Annotated in this window: 23 protein-coding genes; 22 read left to right on the top strand and 1 reads right to left on the bottom strand. The window is 55.8% G+C overall.

Going from position 1 to position 24,796, the window contains the following annotated elements; translation table 11 throughout:
• The 5 genes from AC6F7T_RS14630 to AC6F7T_RS14610 form a co-directional block, all read left to right on the top strand.
• The coding region (locus AC6F7T_RS14630; RefSeq protein WP_500720043.1) for a diguanylate cyclase domain-containing protein at positions 1–504 on the top strand (504 nt) is incomplete at its 5' end.
• On the top strand, positions 501–1,424 hold the full coding sequence (locus tag AC6F7T_RS14625; RefSeq protein WP_500720042.1) for a phosphate/phosphite/phosphonate ABC transporter substrate-binding protein: 924 nt from the start codon (positions 501–503) through the stop codon (positions 1,422–1,424). The genes AC6F7T_RS14630 and AC6F7T_RS14625, both read left to right, overlap by 4 nt.
• 33 nt (positions 1,425–1,457) lie before the next feature.
• A complete protein-coding gene (locus tag AC6F7T_RS14620; protein WP_500720041.1) occupies positions 1,458–3,302 on the top strand; it encodes an ATP-binding protein in 1,845 nt (614 codons plus the stop codon).
• Entirely contained in the window at positions 3,295–4,692 is a 1,398-nt protein-coding gene (locus AC6F7T_RS14615; RefSeq protein WP_500720039.1) for a sigma 54-interacting transcriptional regulator, read from the top strand. The genes AC6F7T_RS14620 and AC6F7T_RS14615 overlap by 8 nt, the downstream gene beginning before the upstream one ends.
• A 404-nt stretch (positions 4,693–5,096) precedes the next feature.
• Complete coding sequence (locus AC6F7T_RS14610) at positions 5,097–5,585, top strand: hypothetical protein (RefSeq protein ID WP_500720038.1); 489 nt, start codon at positions 5,097–5,099, stop codon at positions 5,583–5,585.
• Positions 5,586–5,631: 46 nt separating this feature from the next.
• Here the strand turns inward: AC6F7T_RS14610 and AC6F7T_RS14605 are convergent, their stop codons facing one another.
• Positions 5,632–6,927, bottom strand: coding sequence for a 4Fe-4S dicluster domain-containing protein (locus AC6F7T_RS14605; protein WP_500720037.1), 1,296 nt, complete (start codon positions 6,925–6,927; stop codon positions 5,632–5,634).
• 833 nt (positions 6,928–7,760) lie between these two features.
• On the opposite strand from AC6F7T_RS14605, the gene AC6F7T_RS14600 reads away from it, so the two are divergent.
• The 17 genes from AC6F7T_RS14600 (at position 7,761) to AC6F7T_RS14520 (ending at position 24,717) form a co-directional block, all read left to right on the top strand.
• Positions 7,761–8,153: an NADH-quinone oxidoreductase subunit A gene (locus AC6F7T_RS14600; RefSeq protein WP_500720035.1), complete on the top strand. Its 393-nt coding sequence runs from the start codon at positions 7,761–7,763 to the stop codon at positions 8,151–8,153.
• The gene (locus tag AC6F7T_RS14595; RefSeq protein ID WP_500720034.1) at positions 8,126–8,707 is read left to right on the top strand and encodes an NADH-quinone oxidoreductase subunit NuoB; all 582 of its coding nucleotides are present in this window, start codon (positions 8,126–8,128) and stop codon (positions 8,705–8,707) included. Before AC6F7T_RS14600 ends, AC6F7T_RS14595 begins: the two co-directional genes overlap by 28 nt.
• Before the next feature lie 3 nt (positions 8,708–8,710).
• Positions 8,711–9,226, top strand: coding sequence for an NADH-quinone oxidoreductase subunit C (locus AC6F7T_RS14590; protein ID WP_500720032.1), 516 nt, complete (start codon positions 8,711–8,713; stop codon positions 9,224–9,226).
• On the top strand, positions 9,226–10,338 hold the full coding sequence (locus AC6F7T_RS14585; protein WP_500720045.1) for an NADH-quinone oxidoreductase subunit D-related protein: 1,113 nt from the start codon (positions 9,226–9,228) through the stop codon (positions 10,336–10,338). Before AC6F7T_RS14590 ends, AC6F7T_RS14585 begins: the two co-directional genes overlap by 1 nt.
• Positions 10,335–11,330 carry an NADH-quinone oxidoreductase subunit NuoH gene (gene nuoH, locus AC6F7T_RS14580; RefSeq protein ID WP_500720030.1) on the top strand — a complete coding sequence of 332 codons (996 nt, stop codon included), beginning with the start codon at positions 10,335–10,337 and terminating at the stop codon, positions 11,328–11,330. Before AC6F7T_RS14585 ends, nuoH begins: the two co-directional genes overlap by 4 nt.
• Positions 11,327–11,773: a 4Fe-4S binding protein gene (locus tag AC6F7T_RS14575; RefSeq protein WP_500720028.1), complete on the top strand. Its 447-nt coding sequence runs from the start codon at positions 11,327–11,329 to the stop codon at positions 11,771–11,773. Before nuoH ends, AC6F7T_RS14575 begins: the two co-directional genes overlap by 4 nt.
• Positions 11,770–12,294, top strand: coding sequence for an NADH-quinone oxidoreductase subunit J (locus tag AC6F7T_RS14570; protein WP_500720026.1), 525 nt, complete (start codon positions 11,770–11,772; stop codon positions 12,292–12,294). The genes AC6F7T_RS14575 and AC6F7T_RS14570 overlap by 4 nt, the downstream gene beginning before the upstream one ends.
• Positions 12,291–12,608: an NADH-quinone oxidoreductase subunit NuoK gene (nuoK, locus tag AC6F7T_RS14565; protein WP_500720025.1), complete on the top strand. Its 318-nt coding sequence runs from the start codon at positions 12,291–12,293 to the stop codon at positions 12,606–12,608. The genes AC6F7T_RS14570 and nuoK overlap by 4 nt, the downstream gene beginning before the upstream one ends.
• 21 nt (positions 12,609–12,629) lie before the next feature.
• The gene (locus AC6F7T_RS14560) at positions 12,630–14,120 is read left to right on the top strand and encodes a proton-conducting transporter transmembrane domain-containing protein (protein ID WP_500720023.1); all 1,491 of its coding nucleotides are present in this window, start codon (positions 12,630–12,632) and stop codon (positions 14,118–14,120) included.
• A complete protein-coding gene (locus AC6F7T_RS14555; RefSeq protein ID WP_500720021.1) occupies positions 14,117–14,365 on the top strand; it encodes a hypothetical protein in 249 nt (82 codons plus the stop codon). The genes AC6F7T_RS14560 and AC6F7T_RS14555 overlap by 4 nt, the downstream gene beginning before the upstream one ends.
• Entirely contained in the window at positions 14,355–16,118 is a 1,764-nt protein-coding gene (locus AC6F7T_RS14550) for a Na(+)/H(+) antiporter subunit D (protein WP_500720020.1), read from the top strand. The genes AC6F7T_RS14555 and AC6F7T_RS14550 overlap by 11 nt, the downstream gene beginning before the upstream one ends.
• Before the next feature lie 91 nt (positions 16,119–16,209).
• A complete protein-coding gene (locus tag AC6F7T_RS14545) occupies positions 16,210–17,826 on the top strand; it encodes an NADH-quinone oxidoreductase subunit M (protein ID WP_500720018.1) in 1,617 nt (538 codons plus the stop codon).
• Between the two features lie 28 nt (positions 17,827–17,854).
• On the top strand, positions 17,855–19,279 hold the full coding sequence (locus tag AC6F7T_RS14540) for an NADH-quinone oxidoreductase subunit NuoN (RefSeq protein ID WP_500720016.1): 1,425 nt from the start codon (positions 17,855–17,857) through the stop codon (positions 19,277–19,279).
• A 260-nt stretch (positions 19,280–19,539) separates the two neighbouring features.
• Positions 19,540–19,902 (top strand): response regulator, encoded by a 363-nt coding sequence (locus AC6F7T_RS14535; protein ID WP_500720015.1) that lies wholly within the window; start codon positions 19,540–19,542, stop codon positions 19,900–19,902.
• Between the two features lie 26 nt (positions 19,903–19,928).
• A complete protein-coding gene (locus tag AC6F7T_RS14530; RefSeq protein ID WP_500720013.1) occupies positions 19,929–21,221 on the top strand; it encodes a DUF4388 domain-containing protein in 1,293 nt (430 codons plus the stop codon).
• Positions 21,222–21,232: 11 nt separating this feature from the next.
• Positions 21,233–22,450: a chemotaxis protein CheW gene (locus AC6F7T_RS14525; RefSeq protein ID WP_500720012.1), complete on the top strand. Its 1,218-nt coding sequence runs from the start codon at positions 21,233–21,235 to the stop codon at positions 22,448–22,450.
• Positions 22,447–24,717: a response regulator gene (locus AC6F7T_RS14520; protein WP_500720010.1), complete on the top strand. Its 2,271-nt coding sequence runs from the start codon at positions 22,447–22,449 to the stop codon at positions 24,715–24,717. Before AC6F7T_RS14525 ends, AC6F7T_RS14520 begins: the two co-directional genes overlap by 4 nt.
• The last annotated feature ends 79 nt before the right edge of the window (positions 24,718–24,796 follow it).

The following is a 24,796-nucleotide window of genomic DNA, read 5'->3' as shown; positions in this document are numbered from 1 at the left end:
CGCGACCCCCTGACCGGCCTGCCACTGTGGCCGACTGCGAAGATGGGGCCATTAGCGCTGGGCGACGCCATTCCGCCCCTGGCGCTGCTGATGATCGGTCTTGATGGCTATGCCCAGCTGCTGGCTGAGCAGGGTGAGGAGCGGGCAAGTCAGCTGGTGGCGCAGAGCGCCCGGATTGTGGCGCAGAATCAACCGGCTGGTGCCCGCTTGCACCGTTATCTGTGCAGCAGATTCATTGTCTTGTTGCCAGAGACCGATCAGACCGGGGCGCTGGCTGTGGCGGAAGCGATCCGTGCCGCCCTGGCTGCGGAGGCGTTCGATAGCGGGACGACCCAGGTCAACCCGACCGTCAGTATCGGGGTAACAACCCTCACAACCGATGAAGTCGATCCCGTGGCGGCGCTGAAACGGGCGGCAAGCGCCCTGACCACGGCGACCGGTCGCGGTGGCGACCAGGTGTGCTGGCTGGCCGCACGTGAAGCCTGGCTGGAGCAAAGAGCATGATAAAGCATGCGCGCCGCCATCTGCCGACGCTGCGATCGACCTTGCTGCTGGCCCTGCTGCTGACCTGTGCCGTGCTGAGCGCGACGGCTCGACCGCTGGCGGCAGAGCAAACCCTGCGTGTCGGGCTGGTGGCGGAGCAGGACATCTTCACCCAGAAAAAGCGCTACGCCCCTCTGTTTGAGTACCTTGGTCAGCAGCTGGGACTGACCTTCGAGCTGCGGGTCCTGACGCGGCATGGTATGGTGCCGGAACTTTTTGCCCGGCGGGAACTGGACGCCGGATTTTTCGGCGGTCTCACTGCGGTCAGGGCGATGGAAACAACGGGAATGCAGCCCCTGGTGCGCCCCCACTATACTGAAGGTCTGGCGAGCGATTACGCCATTGTTTTTGTCCGCCGTCACAGCGGCATCCGCTCGGCTGCGGACATGCGCAACAAACGTCTGGTTCTTGTCGATCAGGATTCCGCCGCCGGCTACCTGCTGCCGCTGCGCTATTTTAAAGAGATCGGGATTGATGATTACCGCACCTGGTTCGCCCAGTCCTATTTTGCCGGCACCTACGAAGACACCATTTTCGAGGTGATCAAGGGGCATGCCGATGTCGGTGCCACCAGGAGTTCGATGTTTTACCGGATGACCGGCGCCAACCCGGAGATTCTTGAGCAGCTGGTGATCCTCGCTTCATCGCTCCATATTCCGGCCATGACCTTCGGTGTCAGGCCTGACCTGGCGGTTGACCTCACTACCCGCCTGCAGGAGGAGCTGCTGCATATGCACCAGAACGCCGCCGGTCGCCTGGTGCTGGAAACCCTCGGTGTGCAGCGCTTTCTGGCAACCACCCGGGAGGATTTCAGTGCCCTCAAGCATTACCTCGAGGAGCCGATTGGCGCTGAAGCCAAGGATCCCGATACCCATGACTAACCTGCCCTTTTTCACCCACAGCGGGGGATGCCGATGAAAGTGCGGATCCTGATTGGCCTGACGGTGATGCTCTGCTGCTTTTTTATCGGCGGTCTGTATATCTACCGGTCGGTAGCGGGACTGGCAATGCAGCTCGACGAGCTGGCAACATTCCACCAGGTCGAGGTGCTGCGCGAAAAGCTGGAAAACCGCATCCGCACGATCCAGTCGGACCTCAATCTGCCCAACCTTGCCCGCTCGGTATCCTTCGACAGATTGATCGCCGACGCTGAGGAGCTGGGCAGCGCCGCCGGCGGCTGTCGCGCCTGCCATCATAACGATATGATCAACGGCTACCTTGATCAGATCGACCGGCAAACCCAGCTTTACCTGAAAAACATCAGCCGTAACCTGACCATGCAGGCCGATGCGCTGCGCCTGGGACAGCTGCGTGATGAAACCCGCCGCCAGGGGGAGGCACTGCTCCAGCTGACGATTCAACTGACCGGGCTGTCATCCATGAATGTCGACGCGCGGGCACAGCTGGTGCGCCAATCCGCCGAACACACCAAGCAGGTGATTGGCGTACTGCTGATTGTCGGCCCACTCGGTGTGTTGGGGCTGTCCGGATTTTTCATGCAGCGCTTCAGGGGGGCCCTGCTGTCCCTGACCAGGGGGGCCAATGAACTGGAACGCGGCAATCTGGACTACCGTATCCGCGAGCCGCTCAAGGACGAGTTCCGGCGGCTGGCGGAGAGTTTCAACGCGATGGCGACAACCCTGAACCGGGAAAAGCAGTACACCGAGTCGATGCAGAAGCTCTACCGAACCCTGTTTGAAAGCGCCCAGGAAGCCATCTGCATCATCGAGACCAGCCCGGAAGAACGGGGCCGAATCCTGGCGATGAACCCGGCGGCGGCCAAACTGTACGGCTACAAAGCGGAAGAACTGAAACAGCTGTACTGTTTCGACCTCGCCCCGGCAGGTGAGGCGGCTGAGTTCAATCAGCACCTGGAAACGATGCAAAAGGGCCCCTGGCTGCTCACCACCGTCACCAGAAAACGCAAGGATGGCAGTACCTTTCCGGCGGAAATCAACGCCGGTCCGATGGAGATTGACGGCCATTCCTATATTCTGCTGTTCACCCGCGACATTACCGAACGGGAGCAAAGCCAGAAAGAACTGCTGCATGCCAACCAGTTGGCGGTTGCCGGCAGAATGGCCGTGGGTCTGGCCCACGAAATTAAAAACCCGCTGGCCGGGATCAAAGCGACGGTGGAGGTATTATCCGCCGATCTCGCCCTGGAGCCCGATGATCGTACTCTGTTCAACCGGATGATCGCCGAAGTCGAACGGATGGAGCGCCTGCTGAAAAATCTGCTCAGGTTTGCGCGCCCGCCCCAGCCGCAGTTCGAACTGATCGAAATCGCCCCGCTGCTTGACCACACCTTGAAAACCCTCGAGGTGACCGGGCTCAAGACCGCGCAGCACCAGATTCTGCTGCGTTGCGAAGTCGACGCGCTGCCGGCCCGGATCAGGGCCGACCTGTCCCAGATCCAGCAGGTACTGCTGAATCTTTATCTGAATGCGATCGAGGCTTTTGTCGAGGATGGTGAAATTACCACCCGTATCCAGGTCAATAACGCAACAGACCGGGTTATTATCGAAATTGAAGACAATGGTCCGGGCATATCCGCCGGTGTCCTTGAAAATATCTTCACCCCCTTCTTCACTACCAAAGCCCGGGGCACCGGACTGGGGTTGTCGATCTGCCAGCGGCTGATCGAACAACATAAGGGTACCATTGATGTTGAGAGCGAACCGGGGCGCGGCACCCGCTTTATTATCTCGCTGCCGCTGATGCCGCAAGAGGATCAACAAGGAGAACAGCATGATTAAAAAAGGGCGCATCCTGATGGTGGATGATGATGAGCTGATCATTTCCATGCTCGCCCGCGCACTCACCAAGGATGGCTATATCACCGAGATTCTGCACTCTTCAAAAGGGGCGATCGAAAAGATCATGAGCTGGCAGCCGGACCTGGTGCTGCTCGATGTCAATCTACGCGAAGAGATCAACGGCCTCGACCTGCTGCGCATGCTGCAGGAGGAGGGTGCCCGCTTCCCGGTAGTCATGCTGACCAGCGACGATTCGAGTGAATCGGCCATCAAGGCCCTGCGTTACGGCGCTTCCGACTACCAGAACAAGCCGTTCAATGTCGAAGAAATCAAGATTGTCATAGCCCAGCTGCTGGCCAATGCGCGCCTGCGCGACGAGATCGACTATCTCAAAAAGGCCTCGTCAACCAATCTGGAAAAGTTGCTCGTAGGTGAATCGGCAGTGGTCCAGAAACTGGTGAATGATGCCCGCAAAATTGCGCGGGCGGGGGTGACCTCGGTATTGATTACCGGAAAATCCGGGACCGGCAAGGAGGTTCTGGCGCGCCGGATTCATCATTGGCGTTTTGAAGACCGGGGCGATACGGACAACTACCCCTATATCGCCATCAACTGTGCGGCCCTGCCGGAAAACCTGATTGAGGGGGAACTGTTCGGTCATGTCAAGGGCGCCTTTACCGATGCTAAAACGGACAAAAAGGGGGTTTTTGAGCTGGCTGACGGCGGCACCCTGCTGCTGGATGAAATCGGCGATATGCGCCTTGATCTGCAGGGGAAACTGCTGCGGGTGTTGGAGGAACGCACGGTGCGCCGGATCGGCGGCAAGGTCGATCTGCCCATCAATGTCAACGTCATTGCCTGTACCAATCGGGATCTGAAAAAGCAGCTGGAGGAGGGCAGCTTTCGTGAGGATCTCTACTACCGCCTCAACTCCTTTGCCATTGACCTCCCGCCGCTGAAGGATCGCGGCAACGATGTCCTGTTGCTGACCAGGCATTTTCTCGAGAGCTTCGCCCTCAAATACAACAAACAGCCGATCACCAGCATCAGTACGGATGCGCAGAAGTTGCTCGCCGCCTACGACTGGCCGGGCAATATCCGCGAGTTGCGCAACATCATTGAACGTTGCGTGGTCATGGAAGAGACCGACGAATTGAGTGTCAACCATCTGCCCCTGATCGTCAGCGGCCAGACCGGCAACACCACGGAACGGCGCAAGAATTTCCACGTTGTCCTGCCCGAGGGGGGTGTCTCCCTGGAAAAAGTTGAGCGCGAGCTGTTGCACCAGGCGCTGGAACGATCCGCCGGCAACATGACCAAAGCGGCAAAACTGCTCAACATTACCTACGACGCATTTCGCTATCAGGCCAAAAAATACGACCTGAGCTGATGGCTTACGGCGATTTTTTTTGACAACGCTGCTGACTGATCTAAGCTTTGGGGGAATGGCAAGGTTTGATGAAGGCAGAATTTAGAATTTAGAATTTAGAATTCAGAATTAAGATTAAGATTAAGAGGATAACCAGAGGCGGTGAGCGGTGAGCGGTGAGCGGTGAGCGGTGAGCGGTGAGCGGTGAGCGGTGAGCGGTGAGCAGGTGTTATCCGGGTTGCTTTTGTTTTACCCAAGAAAAGGTTTTCTCTGCGGCTCTCCAGCTCTGCGGCTCTGCGTTAAATCTTTTTTTTAGCTTTGCAGCTTGTGCGTTAAGTCTTTTTTAGCTTTGCGGCTTGTGCGTTGAATCTTTTTTTTAACTCGACGGCTTGTGCGTTGAATTTTTTGTTGAAGGAGGGTCTGCCATGAAGTTTTTTATTCTGTGTCTGCTGCTCAGCCTGCCCCTGCTGTTCAGTGCCTGTGCACCGGGCCAGGTAACAACCGCACCGCCTGCCCCGCCGGCACCACCGGTGCAGACCGCGCCGCCACCTGCTGTGGTCAAACAACCGCCTGTCGCGGTGGTGGCCACAGTGCAACCAACCCCGAGTCCGACCCTGACTACAGCGGGCACCGCTGCCGACAGCATCAGTGAAAAACGTCTGGAAAAGGCGCAGGAGCAAAAGACCCTGCTGCAGGTCATCAGGGAAGCCGGGATGCCGGATGACAATCTGACCCCGGGCAGAAAGGAACAGATTGCCGTTTATCAGCGCGCGGGCAAATACCAGTTTTATCATTTCCGTGATTCACGTCTGATCGCCAGCGGGGAGTATCCCCGTTCGCTGATCGAACAGATGCAACAGCGCGGCACCTACCCCCAGGAAGTGATTCGTGACTTTAACCGCCTGCAGCAGTAAAACCCCGGGTATCTGGAGCAAAACCCGGGGGCGACAGATGCTGCCCTCAGCGCCGGCTATGCCACTGAAGCAGCTTGACCAGATAGCGAGACTTCATCTGCTCACTCGCCAGTGCCCGCTTGACCGGTGAGAGGTTCAAAACGGCACCCAAAAGGGCGGCCAGGGCGCGATGACTGAAAAGCACCTGATTGTCAAAAATCAAATGTTGCAACTTGCCCCGCTCGATAGCCATCACCACAATCCGATGCACGTTGTCAACCGGGGTAAACACGCGCCTGGCTCGGGGCATCAAAGACAAACTGCGCGGCCCGCAGACGCGCACACAGACTCCGCACCCCAGGCAGATATCGGCAGTGACGCGGGCGCTGTTGCGTTTGGGCTGGTGGGGATCGTTGGCCGACACCAGACCGATGGCTTCGACCGGACAGAGCTGAATACATTTGGCACAGCCGGTGCAGCTTTCCGTTGTCACCCGCGCGACAAAGTTGGAGGTATGAACCGGCTGGAGTATACCGTATTTGCGGGCGGCAATCATCGCTTCACAACAGCAGCCGCAGCAATTGCAAATAAAATTCACCCGGTTCTGGACATTTTCTCCGAACTGGACCAGGTTGTGCTCATAGGCCTGATCGAGCAGGTCCAGACATTCGGCGACATCAATCGCCCGGGCATGTCCACTGCGGGTCAGGGATTCGGCACTGCTGTTGAAGGTCATGCAGATATCTAACGGCGCGCTGCAGTTTTTCCCCAGGTGTTCCATCTTGTGGCGGCAGTAGCACAGACCGACACCGATATGACGGGCCGATTTGATGACCTCTGAAGCGCGCTCATAATCGAGCACCTGCAGGGCATGATCAGCGCTGACATCAGCAATAACCGCCTCATTGACAAAAACCCGGCCTAACTGGGTCTGACCATCGACAAAGAGATTTTTGATAAAATCTTCCTCGACATTGAGGTACTGATAAAACAGCTCAGCCAGCACCTGCTGATCGACATCGCCGCGCAGCCGCATCAGGGAAAATTCAAAAAAACCGGCCATCGGCGGCGGCAATACGTAAATCGGCTCCCCACCTTCTTCAATATCCACCAGGATGGCGCGATCAGCCAGCTCATCAAGGATGTTGCGGCTGTCCACTGCGCTTAGCTTCCAGCGCCGGGCAGCCTCGGCTGCCCTGAACGGCTTGATGGGGAGCTGGGCGATCAACCCGGCTTCTTTCTCAGTGACCAGTATTTTGAGAATTTCATAAAGAGTTTTCGAGGGCGGCGCGCCCTGGGGAAAACGATTGAGTCGCTCGACAAGTCCTTCGTAGGCGGAAGATTTCAGCGTGCGATGAGCCATGATGCCCCCTTTTCGAAGGTAAGACAGGGTCTGCCCGGGCCGGCCAATCTGCCCCGGACGGACGGCAATCCGTTCAACAGCTTGACCATGGGGCGATAATATTGATCGACTTAAAGCTTTCGGTTGGGAAACGGTATCATGTTCATCCTAGCACAACTTTTTTGCTCTTCCAACGGGGACAGGGCGCAACACCATCGCGCGAGCAGACGTATTCTTCTATCTGCCTTATGGCTTTGCGGCGCCCTGCTGGTGCGTGTCGTTGCCGGGTCGGTTCACCCTGACCGGTACTGAATATCCAGTGCGACAGGTCAGCGCTGCTATCCAGCTCACGGCTGATACTCCGGTGAGTAAATAACCTGTCATCGGCGAATCCTTTAGTCGGGAATCCATTCTTTAACAGCCTGAAATTTAAATGGATTCCCGCTTTCGCGGGAATGACGATGTGAGTTCAACGTTGACCTGTTTTGTCGCCGAAGCAATAATACCATTACTTCAACAACCGCAATCATTGGACCGCCCAATCGGCCGGGTTTTAACGACGCCCTCAAAAGGGCAGCCGGGGCGTTGTTACAACGACCATCCTGATTGCTACTTGAGTTGCCTGACCGCAGGGGAAACCGCCGAATTCCCTACGGGTTTTTTGACGAAAAAAAGCTGCCGGCCGGCCATTCAGGACAATATAAATTGGTCCGACCAATTTGTTGTTTTATGGTTGACTTTTGATTTAAGCTCCGCTAGAAACTTGGTGCCTGCATCGATCTTTAGTCGAATTAAAATTCGACATCTCTTTTTTTTAGTCTTCAACCCGTCCTGGTCGGCGAAGGATGTTCCCTATGCCCGAAAGTCAACTGCTTGACTACATGTACGTGTTCTTTTTCCTGATTGGCGGAATTGCGATTGCTGTTGGTCCTTTGATCGCCGCCAATCTGGTCAATCCAACCTCGATTCTTAAAACCACCCTTGATCCTTATGAATGTGGCATGGACATCTTCGGCGCTGCCCAGGATATCCGCTTTCATGTCAGCTACTATCTCTATGCGTTGATATTTGTCGCCTTTGCCGTCGACATCCTGTTTCTGTTCCCGGTGGCAACGGCGTACCATCTGGTGTCCGCTGCCCACGGACTGATCGTGCTGTTTATTTTCGTGTTTGTTCTGTCCCTGACGGTTGTTTATCCGTGGGCTAAAGGAGTTTTTACATGGCCGAAGAGAAGAAAAGTCTCCTGAGGGTCCACACCCAGACCGAAGAAGCACGCCGGCGCGAGCTTGACGGTCACCCGCCGGCGGAACTCGACTCCGTTGTGCACCTGGCCCAGGTGGAAAAGGTTCTTAATTTCTGCCGCGCCAACTCACTCTGGCCGATGACCTTCGGCCTGTCCTGCTGCGCTATTGAAATGATGGTCGCCGGGATGGCGCGCTTTGACCTGGCGCGCTTTGGTGCCGAAGTGTTTCGTCCTTCACCGCGCCACTGTGACCTGATGATCGTCGCCGGCACGGTTAATAAAAAAATGGCCCCCGGTGTGCTGACCCTCTACGAGCAGATGGCGGCACCCCGCTATGTCATTGCCCTGGGTAACTGCGCCACCTCAGGCGGCCCGTTCGCGGTGGAAGAAAACTACAATGTCATCGAAGGGATTGATCGCATCATTCCGGTTGATGTCTATGTGCCGGGTTGCCCGCCACGGCCGGAAGCACTGTTCGAGGCCATTTTCAAGTTGCAGGAAAAAATTTCCGGCAAACGCTTCCCGATTCCTATGAACAAGATGCCCGAAGGAGTCTGACCCATGGAATCTAAAGATTCCGTAATTGCTGCGTTCAAACAGGTCCCGATCAAGGTTCAGGAAGTTGACTTTGCGCAGCGCGGCTATCATCTCGAGATCATGCTGGAACCGGGGCAACTGCGGGACTTTGCGCAGCTGCTGCGCACCGGCAATTTCTACCTGAGCTTTATTTCCGGCCTGCATCTTGCTACCGGGATCGACGTCAGTTATCAGTTTGCCAATTACGCTTTCCCCTGTCGCCTGCTCGCCCACGTCAGCGTTGACGCCGACAACAGTCTGCCGACCATCGCCGACATTTTTCATGGCGCCAACTGGCATGAGCGCGAAACCAAAGACTTTTATGGGGTTATCTTTCGCGATCATCCCAACCTCAAACCGTTGCTGCTGGCTGAAGACATGGAAGATCTCAAACCGCTGCTCAAAAAAGAACCGGCCCTGAAAGACCGTGCTGCCATCACCCGCGTCGAGAAGATCGCTGCGGACAAGCCTGCCCCTGCGGTTAAAAAGGAGGAGGCGTGATGACCACCATAGCTGAACAAGGTGAGCACCGCTATGTGCTCAACATGGGGCCGCAGCACCCCAGTACCCACGGCGTGTTGCGGGTGATCCTGGAAATGGAAGGCGAGTACGTCATGGATCCGCAACCGGTCCTCGGCTACGGCCACCGGATGCATGAAAAAATGGCGGAATCCCGCCCCTGGCCCAACTTCCTCCCCAATGCCGCGCGCATGGATTACCTCTCCGCGCTGATCTACAACCACGGTTATGTCGGCGTCGTCGAGCGTCTGGCCGGTATCGAGGCCACCCCACGGGCCGAGTACATCCGCGTCATCACCTCGGAACTTAATCGCCTGCAGAGCCATCTGCTGTGGCTCGGCGTGCTGGTTCTCGATCTCGGCGCCTTTACCCCGATCATGTACACCTTTGAAGATCGCGAGAAGATTCTTGATATCCTTGAGGATGTCACCGGCTCACGACTGACCTACTGCTATATGCGGGTTGGCGGGGTGGTACGCGACATTGATGACAAATTTGTCGAAGGTACCCGTGAGTTCATCAAGTGGCAGCGTTCGCGCATGCCGATGTACGACAAACTGGTCACCGGTAACATTATCTTCCGCAAGCGGATTGAGAAAATCGGCGAATTCAGCCCGGACCTGGCCCGCCGTTACGGGCTGACCGGCCCGGTACTGCGCGGCACCGGTATCCCTTACGATATCCGCCGGGCGGAGCCCTATTCGGTCTATCCGGAATTTGATTTTGAGATCCCGACCGAAACCACCGGCGACTGCATGGCAGCCTACCTGGTCCGCGTGCGCGAGATTGAGCAGAGCCTGCGCATCCTTGAGCAGGCCCTCGACAAACTTCCCGACGGCCCCGCGATGGCCAAGGTGCCGAAAAAGCTAAAACTACCTGCGGGGGACGCCTGTTACGCGGTCGAATCCCCCCGCGGCGAGCTGGTCTATCACCTGACCGGCGATGGCAGTGACACCCCGTACCGGATGAAAATTCGCGTTCCGTCCTTTTCCAATCTGAGCCTTCTGCCCGAACTCTGTCGTGGAATGCTCCTGTCCGATCTCTGTGCCTGCATGGGTAGTCTGGATCTGGTCATCCCGGAGATCGATCGATGAGCCCTGAAATGCCTACTGGATTTTTCCCACCGGAATTATTACGCATTCTGTTCACCGTGATCTGCGCCATTGTGATTGTCTTCGGCAATGCCGTCGTCATGGGCTACCTGGAGCGTAAGCTTGCCGGGCGCTTTCAACGCCGCCCCGGACCGATGGAGGTTGGCTGGCACGGGATCCTGCAGCTGGCCGTTGATGGCGTCAAACTGGTCGGCAAGCAATTGATGGTGCCCAAACAGACGGACAAGGTTCTTTATCGTCTCGCGCCAATCATTTCTTTTGCCCCGGCGATCATGCCGATGGTGGTCATCCCCTTTGCTCCCAACCTTCAGGGGCGTGATTTTGATATCGGTCTGATCTTCATTCTGGCCGTGGTCGCCATCAACGTTCTGGCGATCCTGATTGCCGGCTGGAGTTCCAACAACAAATATTCCCTGTTAGGCGCCATGCGTTCCGTCGCCCAGAATGTGGCCTATGAAATCCCCATGCTGCTGACCCTGCTGTCGGTTATTCTGGTGACCAATACCTTCAGTCTGCGCGGGATTGTCGAGGCGCAGAGCGGCGGCGCCTGGTTTATCTTCTTCATGCCGGTCGCCTTTCTGATCTTCTTTGCTGCGACCCTGGCCGAAACCAACCGGGCCCCCTTTGACCTGCCGGAAGCCGAGAGTGAATTGACCGCCGGTTTCATGACCGAGTTCAGCGGCATGGGGTTCAGTCTCTTTTTCATGGCTGAACACACCTACATGTTCATCGCCTGCTCCCTGACCACGATTCTGTTTTTGGGTGGCTGGAGCGGACCACCCTTGCCCTACGGCGAATACACCTCCGCGCTCTGGTTTTTTGCCAAAGTGTACAGTCTGTTGCTGGTCATGATCTGGATCCGCTGGACCTTCCCGCGGGTACGCTTTGATCAGCTGCTGAATTTCTGCTGGAAGTATCTGGTTCCATTTTCCCTGGTTCACCTGCTGGTGACCGCCGTGGTAGTGAAATTATGAAAGACTATTTCGCCCTGATCTTTAGCGGGGGCAAAAGCCTCATCGTCGGCATGATGATCACCCTGCGCGAGGCTTTCCGTCCGGTCGTTACCGTCCAGTACCCGCGCGAGAAGCTCCCTATCTCACCCAATTTCCGCGGTCATACAATTCTCATCCGTGACAACGAAAAACCGGAGAAACATCGCTGTATCTCCTGCAAGATGTGTGAGCGTGAGTGCCCATCGAACTGTATCGAGCTGGCCGGGGAAAAACGTGAAGGGGTCAAGGGGATGGTATTGATCACATACCGTCTCGATTTCACCAAATGCAGCCTGTGTGGCACTTGTGTGGAAGTCTGCCCAACCGCTGCCCTCGACTTTTCGAAGGTGTATCAGCATGTCGGCTTTGCTCGCGAAGATTTCCATTACGACCTGCTGGCCATGGTGGAGGAGGAGGAAAAATGACCTTGTACCGCTTTCTGGCCGAGGGGATGTTCCTCGGTTTTATCGTCCTGATTGTCTTTGGCGGCATGTTGACCGTCTGGTCGCGCCTGCTGATGCACGCGGTTCTCGGTCTGGCCGTCGTCTTTATCGGTGTTGCCGGGCTGTTTTTCCATCTTGGCTCCCCCTTTATGGCGATGATGCAGGTGCTGATCTACGTTGGTGCGGTCTGCGTCATGCTGGTGTTCGGGATCATGGTCGGTCATTCACCGACCGAGACCGACCAGTTGCGCTGGTCGGGCAACAACTTCCTGCTCGCCTCGGGCACCTGTATCGCCGGTTTTATTCTGTTGAGCGCAACCCTGATCCGCACCCACTGGACAGCAGCAGCCGAGCGGGTCGGCGATTATTCCATGCAGCACCTCGGCCATGCTTTTCTGCATCAGTTTGTGCTGGCCTTTGAACTGATTTCCGTGGTGCTGCTGATTGCTATTCTGGGCGCGATTATCATCGCCCGCCCGCCGCAGGAGACTGATCCCTCATGATGCCCAGTGACCATCTGACAACCTACCTGATGATCGGCGCCTTCATGCTCTTTGTCGGCCTGTTCGGCATGATCCGTCATCGCACCCTGATCGGTATGCTGATCTGTGTCGAGCTGATTCTCGCCGGCGCCGGCGTCAATTTTATGGCCTTTAATTACTTTGTTGCGCCTGATCCTGCCGTGGGGCAGGCGTTTACCCTGTTTATTCTGGGGATTGCCGCTGCTGAAGCGGCTATCGTTATCAGTCTCGTCATCGCCATCCATCGACGCTTCCACAGCGTGGATCCCCAGGCGATTAACGAATTGCGCGGCTAACTTCGAGGACCAGGCACACACATGGAACCAATGATCACCTCCAAAGTCCTGCTGGCGACCCTCATCCCGATGGTGACCGCAGCGCTTGTCATGGCTACCGGGCGCACCCCCAACCTGCGCGAGAGTATTTCGTTTGTCGGGGCGGTGCTGACCTTTATTGCCGTCATGATCCTGGCACCCGGCGTCCTTAGCGGCGGTGCTTACGCTCTGAATCTGATCACCCTCTACCCCGGGATCAGCGTCTCTTTTTACCTTGATCCACTGGGTCTGGTGTTTGCCGGGACCGCCTCCTTTTTGTGGATTCTGGCCTCGATCTACTGTATCGGCTACATGCGCGGCCTCAATGAGCATGCCCAGACAAGGTTTTACGTCTGTTATGCCGTTTCCGTCGGTGCGGCCATGGGCGCGGCTTTTTCCGCCAACCTCTTTACCCTCTATCTGTTTTACGAAATCGTCTCGATCTTCACTTACCCGCTGGTCATGCACCATCAGGACAAGGAAGGCTATGAAGGCGCGCGCAAATACATCATCTATCTGATGTTTACCTCCAAGGCGATGCTGTTGCCGGCGATGGCGATCATCTATGTGCTAACCGGTACCCTCGATTTCAACATGAGCGGCATCAGCGGCGGGATCTTCCCGGCCGAAGCCGACCGGATGATGGTGATTATTGCCTATCTGCTGTGCCTGTTCGGCTTTGCCAAGGCCGGTATCATGCCGCTGCACAACTGGCTGCCCGACGCCATGGTCGCACCGACACCGGTCAGTGCCCTGCTCCATGCGGTGGTCGTGGTCAAGGTCGGGGTCTTCTCCATCTGCCGGGTGATGCTGTCCCTGTTCGGCATTAATCTGCTGGATGTCACCGGCATGGGCATGTTCACCGCCTATGTGGTTTCTTTTACGATCATAACGGCATCGATCATCGCCCTGACCCAGACCAACCTAAAGGCGCGGCTGGCCTATTCAACCGTCAGCCAACTCTCCTATATCGTCCTCGGGGTTGCGATGCTGACCCCCCATGCGGTCACCGGTGGGTTGCTCCATATCGCCAATCATGCCTTTGCCAAGATCACCCTGTTCTTCTGTGCCGGCTGTATCTTTGTCGCCTCCGGCAAAAAAGACATCTCCGAGATGGGTGGTTTGGGCTGGCGCATGCCGGTTACCATGGCCGCCTTTGCCCTGGCTTCTTTAAGTATGATCGGGGTGCCGCCGGTCAGTGGCTTTGTCAGTAAGTGGTATCTGGCCCTGGGCGCGATGGATATCGGCAGCATCTTCCTGCTGGCTGTGCTCTTGATCAGCAGTCTGCTCAACGCCGGCTACTTTGTACCGATAACCTTCAAGGCATTCTTCGGAACGCCCCTGGCGACAGATACCGGAAGCGGCAGTCTGGAACGCCAACCGCTGGTGCTGCTAATGGTTGTGCCCTTGCTGATCACCGGAATCATCTCGGTGCTGATCGGTATCTGGCCTGATCTTTTCTTGAACACGATCAAACTGATGGTGGGCTCATGATCGCACGTTGGATAGATTATCTGCGCGAACGCGCCAATATTGTCCGAGGCTGTTTTTTCGCCTTTCTACTGTTTGCGGTGCTCTTCGATTTTGTCATCGACCGACCGAAACCGCACTTTTTCGGTGATACCATCATCGGCTTCTGGTCGTTGTTTGGCCTGCTCGGCTGCCTGCTGATGATCATTATCTGCAAGGGACTTTCTCACGTCTGGCTGGAGCGTAAGGAGGACCCCTATGATAACTGATCTCTTTATCCATCCGACCAGCTGGTTTATTTTAGGGGCACTGCTCATGCCCTTTGCCAAACGCTTCGGTGTTCAGAAAATCTGGTTGATCATTATTCCCCTGATGGCCATGGCGACCATCTACCGGTTACCCGACAGCTTCGGCATCGTCAACTATCTCGGCTTTGAGCTGCAGTTCGGCCGGGTCGACAAGCTGACCTTCATCTTCCTCCACGTCTTTACCCTGATGGCGCTGATCGGCTGCATCTTCGGGTTGCAGGTCAAGGAGAGTGGGCAACACATTGCCGCGTTTCTTTATGTTGCCGGCTCCCTTGGGGTGACCCTCGCCGGTGATTATCTGACCCTGTTCATCTTCTGGGAACTGATGGCTTTTGCCTCGACCTTTTTAATCTGGTACCGCAAAAAGCAGCGCTCGATCGAAGCGGGCTACCGCTACCTGCTGGTACATACCGCCGGCGGCCTGGTGCTGCTGGCGGGAATCTTCCTGCTCTATCAAAGCGGCCATGACCTGTCCTTCGGCGTCTTCTCGCAGGAGGGTGCCGGCTGGGCCGAATACCTGATCATGATCGGCTTCTTGCTCAACGCGGCAGCACCACCGATTCATGCCTGGCTGCCCGATGCCTATCCGGAAGCGACCGTCACCGGCGCGGTGTTCATGTGTGCTTTTACTACCAAAACCGCTGTCTATGTGCTGATGCGCGGCTTCCCCGGCTTCGAGGTGCTGGCCATCATCGGTGCCTGCATGGCGCTGTACGGGGTTGGCTACGCGGTGATTGAAAATGATGCGCGGCGGATCCTGGCCTATCACGTGGTCAGTCAGGTCGGCTACATGGTCTGCGGCGTCGGCATTGGAACCGCCATGGCGCTTAACGGCGTGGCGGCCCACGCCTATGCCCACATCATCTACAAGGCGCTGCTGTTCATGGGCGCCGGTGCCGTACTGGAAATGACCGGACGCTCGAAACTCAGCGAACTTGGCGGCCTCTATCGCACCATGCCGCTGACCATGATCTTTACCATCATTGGCGGGATCGCCATCTCCGGCTTCCCGCTGACCAGTGGCTTTGTCAGTAAATCGATGATCGTTGCCGCCGCCGGCTATAACCATCAGACCGTGCTGCTGGTGATGCTGCTGCTGGCCGGGGTCGGAACCTTCCTGTCGGTCGGCATCAAGCTGCCTTATTTTATCTGGTTCGGCAAGGATTCCGGCATTCGCGCCAAGGAAGCACCCTGGAATATGCAGCTGGCCATGGCCATGGCCGCTTTTGTCTGTATCCTCTTCGGCGTTTACCCGGCGGCGCTCTACAGCATGCTCCCCTATGCCGCCTCGTACCAGCCTTACTACGCCTATCATCTGTCGGAGACCTTCCAGCTTTTCGGCTTTACCGGCCTGGGCTTCTACCTGATGGTGAAATATCTCAAGCCCCACGATGTATCGAACCTTGATCTTGACTGGTTCTATCGTAAAGGCTCAGTGCGCTTTATTAACTTCGCCAAGGGCCCGATTGTCTCAGCTAATGAATGGGTCAGCAACGTCTACAAGAATATCGGCCTGAGCATGACCATGGCGTTGGCTCGAGCTTTCTCCTGGTTCGATAAGGAGGGCATCGACTGGACCATCGACGGCTCCGCCCGCAACATCGTTGCCGGCGGCAACAGCGTCCGCCAGATTCAGACCGGACGGATTCAGCACTATATTGCCGCCGGAGTCATTGCCGTGGTGGTGGTGCTGGTTGTGGTGATTCTTATTTAAGACCAGTACGTAGACTTTAGACAAAACGTAGGGGTGACACTTGTGTCGCCCTGGGCAAGACTCACCTTGCCCCTACAACCAAGGAACGATCGTGGAACAGTATCTGATTTTCAATCAACTGAACTACCCCATCATCTCCGTTGTGCTGCTGTTGCCGCTGATCGGGGCGGTGCTGGGTCTGCTGTTTAAGAGTGACAAGGCACAGCTATGGTGGGGGCTGGGTGTTACGGTGGCAACGGCCCTGGCATCCCTGCCCCTGTATACCCGCTTTGATCGCACCACGGCCCTGTACCAGTTTGTCGAAGTGCGCCACTGGTTACCGGCGCTGGGGCTGGATTATGCGGTCGGAGTCGATGGTATCAGCGTCCTGCTGGTGCTGCTGACCACTCTGGTCATGCCCCTGTGTGTGCTCTGCTCCTGGAGCTACATCAAGGAACGGATGCGCGAGTTCATCTTCGTTCTGCTGGTCATCGAAACCGCCATGATCGGTGTTTTCGTCAGCCTCAATACCCTGCTGTTCTTCCTCTTCTGGGAAGCGATGCTGATCCCCATGTATCTGATGATCGCGATCTGGGGCGGACCGCGTAAGGATTACGCCTCGATCAAATATTTTCTTTACACCTTTGCCGGCAGTATCTTCTTTCTTGTCGCGATCATTGCCCTCTATGTCCAGACCGGCAGCTTCTTTATCCCCGAATTGATGACGCACAGCTTCAGTTTCAGCTTCCAGATCTGGATTTTCCTTGGTTGTGCCCTGGCCTTCGCCGTCAAGGTGCCGATGTTTCCCCTGCACACCTGGTTGCCGGCCGCCCACGTTGAAGCACCGACAGCAGGCAGCGTCATCCTCGCCAGTATCATGCTCAAACTGGGCGGCTATGGTTTCCTGCGCTTCTGCCTGCCGATGGCACCGGAAGCCACCTGGTATTTCATGCCCTGGCTGATTGCCCTGTCCCTGGTCTCGATCATCGTTGGTGGTTATCTGGCTCTGGGGCAGAGCGATATCAAAAAACTGATCGCCTATTCCAGTGTCGGTCACATGGGTTTTGTCACCCTGGGAATCTTCCTGCTTAACGATCAGGGGCTCAAGGGGGCGATGCTGCAGATGATCAACCACGGCGTCACCACCGGCGCCCTGTTTATTCTGATCGGGATCATCTACGAGCGCACCCACAGCCGCGAGATGAGCGTCAACCGCGCTCTTGGGGCAATGATGCCGGTATACGTGCTGTTCCTCGGCATTTTCAGCCTGTCATCCTTCGGCTTCCCCGGCACCAACAGCTTTGTCAGTGAATTCCTGGTGCTGCTGGCGGCCTTCTCCAAATATCCGTTGGTGGGTGCCCTGGCGATTGTCGGGGCCATTCTCGCGGCGGCCTACATGCTGCGCCTGCTGCAGAGCATGGTCTGGGCCGATTCTGATGGTCACGGTCACCATGACGATGGCGATGACCATGGTCATGGCGCCGGGCATGGTCACCTGCTCAAAGATCTGAATGCCCGGGAAATCGGCACCCTGAGTTTTTTGACGATCTTCGTGTTCTGGATCGGCTTTTACCCTGCGCCCTTGCTGGAGGTCATGGATGTCAGTGTGACGCAACTGATCGACCAGATCGGTAACGGATTGCCCCCGGGTGGAGATGACAATCTACACCAGGCCCTCACTGGCTGGGGCAATAAAATGACCGGGCTGTTTACACCCCTGAGACCTTAAGCTGTTAACTCCTGATTGCGGACGTTTTATGGAAACCATGCTTTTTTTACCCGAACTGCTGCTGATTCTGCTCGCCCTGGTGTGCTTTGTTGTCTCTCTGGGCAACAACCCCCGGACCGGTTTTTTGCAGGGGACGGTGATCATTTTCTCGCTTCTGGCCCTCTTTGCTACGACAGCGAACTATCGGCAGTCAGGGACCCTGTTCCTTGGTGCCTATCAGATCGATCAACTGTCACAGTTGTTCAAACTGGTTCTTTTTGCCGGTCTGGCGCTGATCGCCTGGGCGACACCCGGCCTGCGCGGCATCGCAAAGCGACTTCACCCTGAATATTACCTGTTTTTGTCGGTCAGCACCCTGGGGTTGGTCATGCTCTCCAGTTCAGTGGAATTGCTCACCATCTTTCTGGCCCTGGAAATTTCATCCTATGCCCTGTTTGTTGCCATCCCCTTCCGCCAACCCTTGAGTGGTCGCCAGCAGTATGAAGCCAGCATCAAATACGTGCTCTTTGGCGCAGCGGCGTCAGGCCTGAGCCTGTTCGGCATGAGCTATATTTTCGGCCTCTCCGGCACCACCTATCTGGCCGAATTGTCCCCCCTGTTGCCGGGACTGATTGGTTCACAGCCCCTGGCGGTGGTCGGGATGATACTGCTGTTGTGCGGATTTTTCTACAAACTCGCCCTGTTTCCCATGCATTTCTGGACCCCTGATGTCTACCAGGGCGCAGCGAATGAAACCACCACCTTTATTGCCACCCTGCCGAAGATCGGCGCAGTCATTCTGCTGCTGCGGCTGGTCAGCCTGGCCGGCGTCGACATCGGCCAGCTGAGTTGGGCGCTGGGGATTCTGGCGGTTGCTTCCATGACCATCGGTAATCTGTCGGCCCTGGTCCAAAACGACATCAAACGCCTGCTGGCTTACTCGAGCGTAGCCCATGCCGGTTACCTGATGCTCGGCGTCATCGCCGGCAGTACGCTGGGGCAGGCGGCGGCGATCTACTATGCCATCGGTTATCTGCTGATGAACCTGGCCTGCTTTTTCGTGCTCTATCACTTAAGCTCCGACAACCGTAATCTTCATCTTGCTGACCTGAACGGTCTCTATCGCCGTGCTCCCTTACTGGCTTTTGTGCTCGGTGCCGGGGTCTTCAGCCTTGCCGGCATCCCGCCAACCATCGGCTTTACCGGCAAGTTTGTCCTCTTTACCTCAGCTTTTCAGCAGGGACTCTACGGACTGGTGGTGCTGGGACTGATCAACGCCGCCATCTCGATTTTCTTCTACCTCAAGATCGTCCGCGCTGCCTACCTGACCAGCACCACCGCCGACAGCGCGCCGGTTGCCATCAACTTCAGCAGCAAACTGCTCGGCCTTGGCCTGATTCTCGCGATTATTCTGCTCGGGGTACTGCCGCAACGACTGCTGGCCCTGGCCAAAGCAGCGGTAGCTTTGCTGTAATACATACTGATCAGCGCACTGTTCAAAAGGGCTATGCCGACCTCCCGGTGCATAGCCCTTTTCCTGTTTTAAGCGCTTCTTTGCCCCCCCGGTTACTGCCGCAGCTTATATATATTCGCACTGCGGAGTTTATTTGTTTGATCTATCTGCAACAATGTATTAGATTCTACAAATTCACCTAGAAAGCAGATCACCATTCCGCCCTGCTTGTTTTGCTGGTGAAAACGTCGTATTCATCTGATCCGGATGGAGGATTATACATGGCAAAAATATTATTCGCCGAAGACAGTGATACAGATTATGCCTACCTGTCTGACATTTTAACCACGGCTTCTCATCAGTTCGTAGGTGTCCGTAACGGTGAAGAGGCAGAAGCTCATGCGCGGCGTGAAAAATTTGATCTGTTTATTCTGGACGTGATCATGCCGGGGAAAAATGGCTTTCAGGTCTGTCGCACCCTGAAACGTGATCCGCAAACAGCCGGGATTCCCGTCATCCTGACCACATCCAAGGATGCAGACAGCGATAAATTCTGGGGCGAGAAGCAGGGGGCCGATGTCTATATCACGAAACCCTTCAGCGCGGCCCAGCTACTGGCAGCGATAGACAAAGTGTTCAACTAGCAAAACTGCAAGGGGAGTTTTTTATCATGGGCAATGACGCAGTTAACGTATTGTTGATCGACGACTCCCCCACCGTACGCAGGCTGGGAGAGCTGATTCTTTCCCAGAGCGGCTATCAAGTTTATACTGCGGAAGACGGTGAGGCAGGCCTCGAGCTCGCGCGCCAGATCAATCCGGCTGTCATCCTCGTTGATTACATCATGCCCAAGATGGATGGACGCATTTTTTGTCAGAAAATTCAGGAAGACGACAGGTTACGGAACATTCCGATCATTCTCATTTCCTCCAAGGGGGAAGCTGTCGGCAAAACCTTTGAGCAGAAATATGGTGTCCTGCACTACTTCTCCAAGCCCTTTGAGCCCGAGGAATTGATCGATAAATTGACCGAAGTATTGGGCAACGTCGTTGCTGACGCCCCGGCAACTGAGCCGTTACAATCCGCTGCAACTGCCGGCACAACGGACCTGGCAGCCTTATCAGAAATTGTCGATCGGCTGTTTCAACAGTATTTCAAAAAAGATATTCCGCTGATGATTCGCAGCACAATGAACGATATTTTATGCGAGTCGGGTCTGGTCAAAACCGGAAACCTGGTCTTATCCGGCAATCTCACCGAGGTCCCCCTGGCCGATGTCATCAATTTTATCTACAACTCACGACTGTCGGGACGGCTGACCGTTTTTTTCCCGGGGATGTTCGGAGAAATTTTCATTGAAAACGGCCAGCTGGTTTTTGCCATCTGTAACAACAAATGGAGCAAACAACCTTTTTTGACCGAGATTTTGCGTAAGCAAAAGGTGCTTGTGATTGATGACACCAGCATCAATGCGGTGGTTGTTGCGGCACGTGAGCGCCGGATACCGATCGGCCGAATGCTGGTTGAAATGAAATTGATCACTGAGGATCAATTGATGGACGCCTTGCAGGTCCACGCCCAGGGTGCCGTCAGCGCCATACTGGAAGCCAAGGAGGGCAACTTTTACCTGGAGCACGATCCCCTGCCGTTCCATCTGCGTGATATCAAAAGCCGTGTTCCCCTCATCAACGTTCTCATGGAAGGCCTCAGGCACATGGATGAACGCCGTTTAGCCGCTACAGAATTTCAGGATGAGTCCATGGTTCTGGTGCGCCTGATCAGCAATGAAGATGCCTTTGACACGATCCATCTGAAACGCCAGGAGCTTGAAATTTTTGCCCTGATCGACGGCAAAAAGACCCTCGGGGACATCATCGCTGAGAGTCACCTCGACCGCCTTGAAACCAAAAGGATCTGCTACGCTTTACGCCGGGTCGGACTACTCAGGATCAAGGACGCCTGAAAGGCAGACACATGGAAGTGAACCCACGATTAATTCCGATATTTTTACAAGAGGCCGAGGTCAACCTCGGCATTCTGAGCGATTATTTCTTCCGCTGTGCACAGTCGTCGCAGACCAGAGAAGAATTAAAAGCTGCGTATCGGGCTGCTCATACCATCAAGGGAACGGCTCAACTTGTACAATTCAAAGGAATTAACCGGATAGCGCAACATATTGAAAGTATTCTGGAAAAGCATTATCTGCTGATTTCGGAAGTGACCCGCTCCGAACACGAGATTCTGCAGCAGGTGATAAAGCTGCTTGCCGATATTGTTGCTGCGGCAAAAAAGTCCGGGCCGGAACCGCAACAACTTGTCGACGCGGCCCTGACCCTGCTGGATCAGATGGCACCGGTTACTGCTCGCCCTCATCAGGAAGCAAGGCGGCACAACTATTCAGAAAATCATCCGGACCTTGTTGCATTGCAGGCACGGGCGGCGGCACAGGACCCGCACGACGATCCCTTTGCTGAGGACGCAATGTTCCCCCTTGGCTTCCCCTGCAATGCAAGCCTGGATAGCCGCCCTGACAATCGACCGGGGGTTCAACCTTCAATCCATGCAATTGCCACTGATCCTTTTGCCGAAGATCCTGATCTTGCTGTCTTAAGCGAGCCGCTGCCGACGGCGGAGCCTGTCCATGCAACTGAAACTACCGGACCCTTCAAGGATCCGGGTTTCCTTGCCCTTCAGCAACACCAGGAGCTGGTGCCGCAGCCCGCAGCCAAGTACCAGGATGACCTTGACCACGGTGATGATTTCATGCCGGAGTCCGCACCGGCTACAGGACTGCCGGAAGCACTGAATTTAACTGAGCCGGATGATGGTCCACGACGGAATTACAGCTGCTGCGCGTTTGAGTTGTGTGGACGAAAATATCACTTGCCCATTGGTTATATGGTTGAAATTTCCAACATCGGCCCGTTACTTCCCCTGCCCCTGGCTCCTGCTCACGTCAAGGGGCTGGTCAACCTGCGCGGGCAGGTCATGCCGGTCATCGATATGTCCGTCTTTCACCCGGGCAAAGAAACTGTTGGCATGACCCGGCGTCTGGTTGTGGCGCGGAACCGTGATGAAAAAATTGCTTTTCTTGCGCAAGGGATCCCCTATCTGTCGGAAGAACGCATCGGCGAAGAAATCGATCTGGCAACATTTGTTGATCAACATCGTCTAAAAAGGCTAAGTGCATGAGTGTGATTGACCAGGTCTTCGGTTTTTTTCTTGAGGAAGCACAAGATCACCTCGGCATCCTGGAGTCCGGCTTGCTGGCCCTGGAAAATGATCCGGCAGTCGTGTCGACCTGGATTGATCAGATGTTCCGTGCGGCTCACAGCCTCAAAGGGTCTGCCAATCTGGTCAAGGTTACGGACGTCGGCAGCATTGCCCACTGCATGGAAGATCTGCTGGAAAAAGTGCGGGACGGCAACCTGGAACTCAACCGCCCGCATATCGACGCCATGCTGTTCGCACTGGATAGTATGCAAGAGATCATCAATCGGCGCAAAGACAAGCTTGATCTCCCCCCCGATCTGGTATCAACAACCCTGTCACGGTTGGCAGCAGCAGACATCGCCGAACCACCAGCGCCCACTACCGGCCCTGACCACCACAGCAAACTGGAAGAGCCGATCCCGGCAGCTGACAGGAGAGCTGAGGGTGAAAGTTATTGGGGTATTGAGCGCCGCGAGTGGCCACGGCGGGGTGAAAAAGACGGTGTGGTCCGTGTCGGCATGGACAAGATTGATGCCCTGGTTGACCTGGTCGGTGAGTTTACCGTTACCAAGAATCACCTGATGAACCGCGTTCCGGTTCTGGAGGCGTTGCATAACGAAATCAGCCTCGCCGGACAGCGCTTGATCAAGGAGGTGACTGAATTTTCCGAACGCTATGACTATACCATGCCAACCTCCGGAAACACTGTTGCCGCCGCCGGCTTCACCGAACTCGAGTTTGACCGCTATGATGATCTTAACCTCTTTTCCCGAAAAATGCGCGAGATCACCAATGATATGGAAGAAGCATTACGTGAAATGACCGCATTCTTTGCTGTTTTTTCGCGTGATGTGGGATCCCTTCACCGCAACAACGAAGACATGAAGGAGAGGATCTCCGCTGCCCGCACCATCGCTGTAAGCGAGCTGTTTCAGCGCTTCAATCGCACGATCCGGGATCTCGCTGAAGAGGTAGGAAAACCGGTCGACCTGTTCATCTCCGGTGGTGAGACGCCGATCGACCGGGTGATTTTTGATCGCCTGTTCGACCCCGTATTGCATATCGTGCGAAATTCCTTTGCTCACGGCATTGAGCCCGTAAAGGAACGCCTGGCCCAGGGGAAACCGGAGCGGGCACAGATCTGGATGAAGGCCGAACGCCGCGGTAACACGGTAGACATTTCTGTTGAAGATGATGGACGCGGCATCAACATTGCGGGGATTCGCGCCCGAGCCATTGACAAGGGGATCATTTCGGCCGGCGACAAGCTCTCTGATCAGCAACTGGTCCAGCTTATTTTCCGCCCCGGCTTCAGTACGGCGACAGTGACAGACAAGGTATCGGGACGCGGTGTCGGCATGAATGTGGTGATGGATCGACTCGCAGGGCTCAATGGCACCATTGATGTCTGGACCGAAGCCGGCAAAGGGACACGGTTTCAGATGCGCCTGCCCTTGTCGCTGGTTATCGTCAATGTCGTTCGCTTTGATTGTGGCCAGCAGACCATGGTGATACCAACGGCACTGGTCGACGAAATTGTCGATCTTGCCGGGCCGACCGGGAAAGATGACTCACACGACCGCTGCCAACGCATCGATCTGGCCAATCTGTTGCAGCTGCAACTGGATACCGCAGCACCACCCGGCTTAGGCATAGTGACACAATCCGAAGGGGCACCGGTCATGCTTCTGGTTGACGCTATCCATGGCCAGGAAGATACCGTGATCAAGCCCTTCGGGTCTTTTCTCGAAGAACTGGTCTATTTCTCGGGAACCAGTCTGGCTGGTGACGGAAGCATGCGGCTGGTCGTCAACCCGGCGCGGATGAGACATCCGGACCTGCGCATCGCGGGCGTATCCCTGGCCCCCACCATCTCGACTCCGGTGGTGCCGAAGGTGTTAATTGTTGATGACTCGCTGAGCGTGCGTAAATATGCATCGATGATCCTGAATAACCATGGCTATCAGGTGTTGACCGCAGTCAACGGTGAGGACGCTCTCGACAAGCTGGACACGGAAGATATTTTTTCCATCATCACCGATCTGGAAATGCCGCTCATGCACGGCTATGATTTGTTGCGGGAAATACGCCGCCGGGGGCTGAACATACCTGTAGCGGTCCTCACCTCGCGAGCCGGCGAGCAGCATCGCAAAGAGGCCATTCAACTGGGGGCTACCGACTATCTGGTAAAACCCTTTGACGAGGAAGATCTGCTGGACGTTATCAGGAAACACAAAAAGCTTTAGTATTCAGTGGATCGGTCCCAATCTTACCGGCTCGCTGGTTTGACCTGCTGTAACCAGGAAGGCCGCAACACCCTGCGCT

It is taken from the genome of Pelovirga sp., assembly GCF_059864205.1.
Note: the sequence above shows the minus strand (reverse complement) of the source record. Positions and strands in the feature narration are given on the sequence as shown.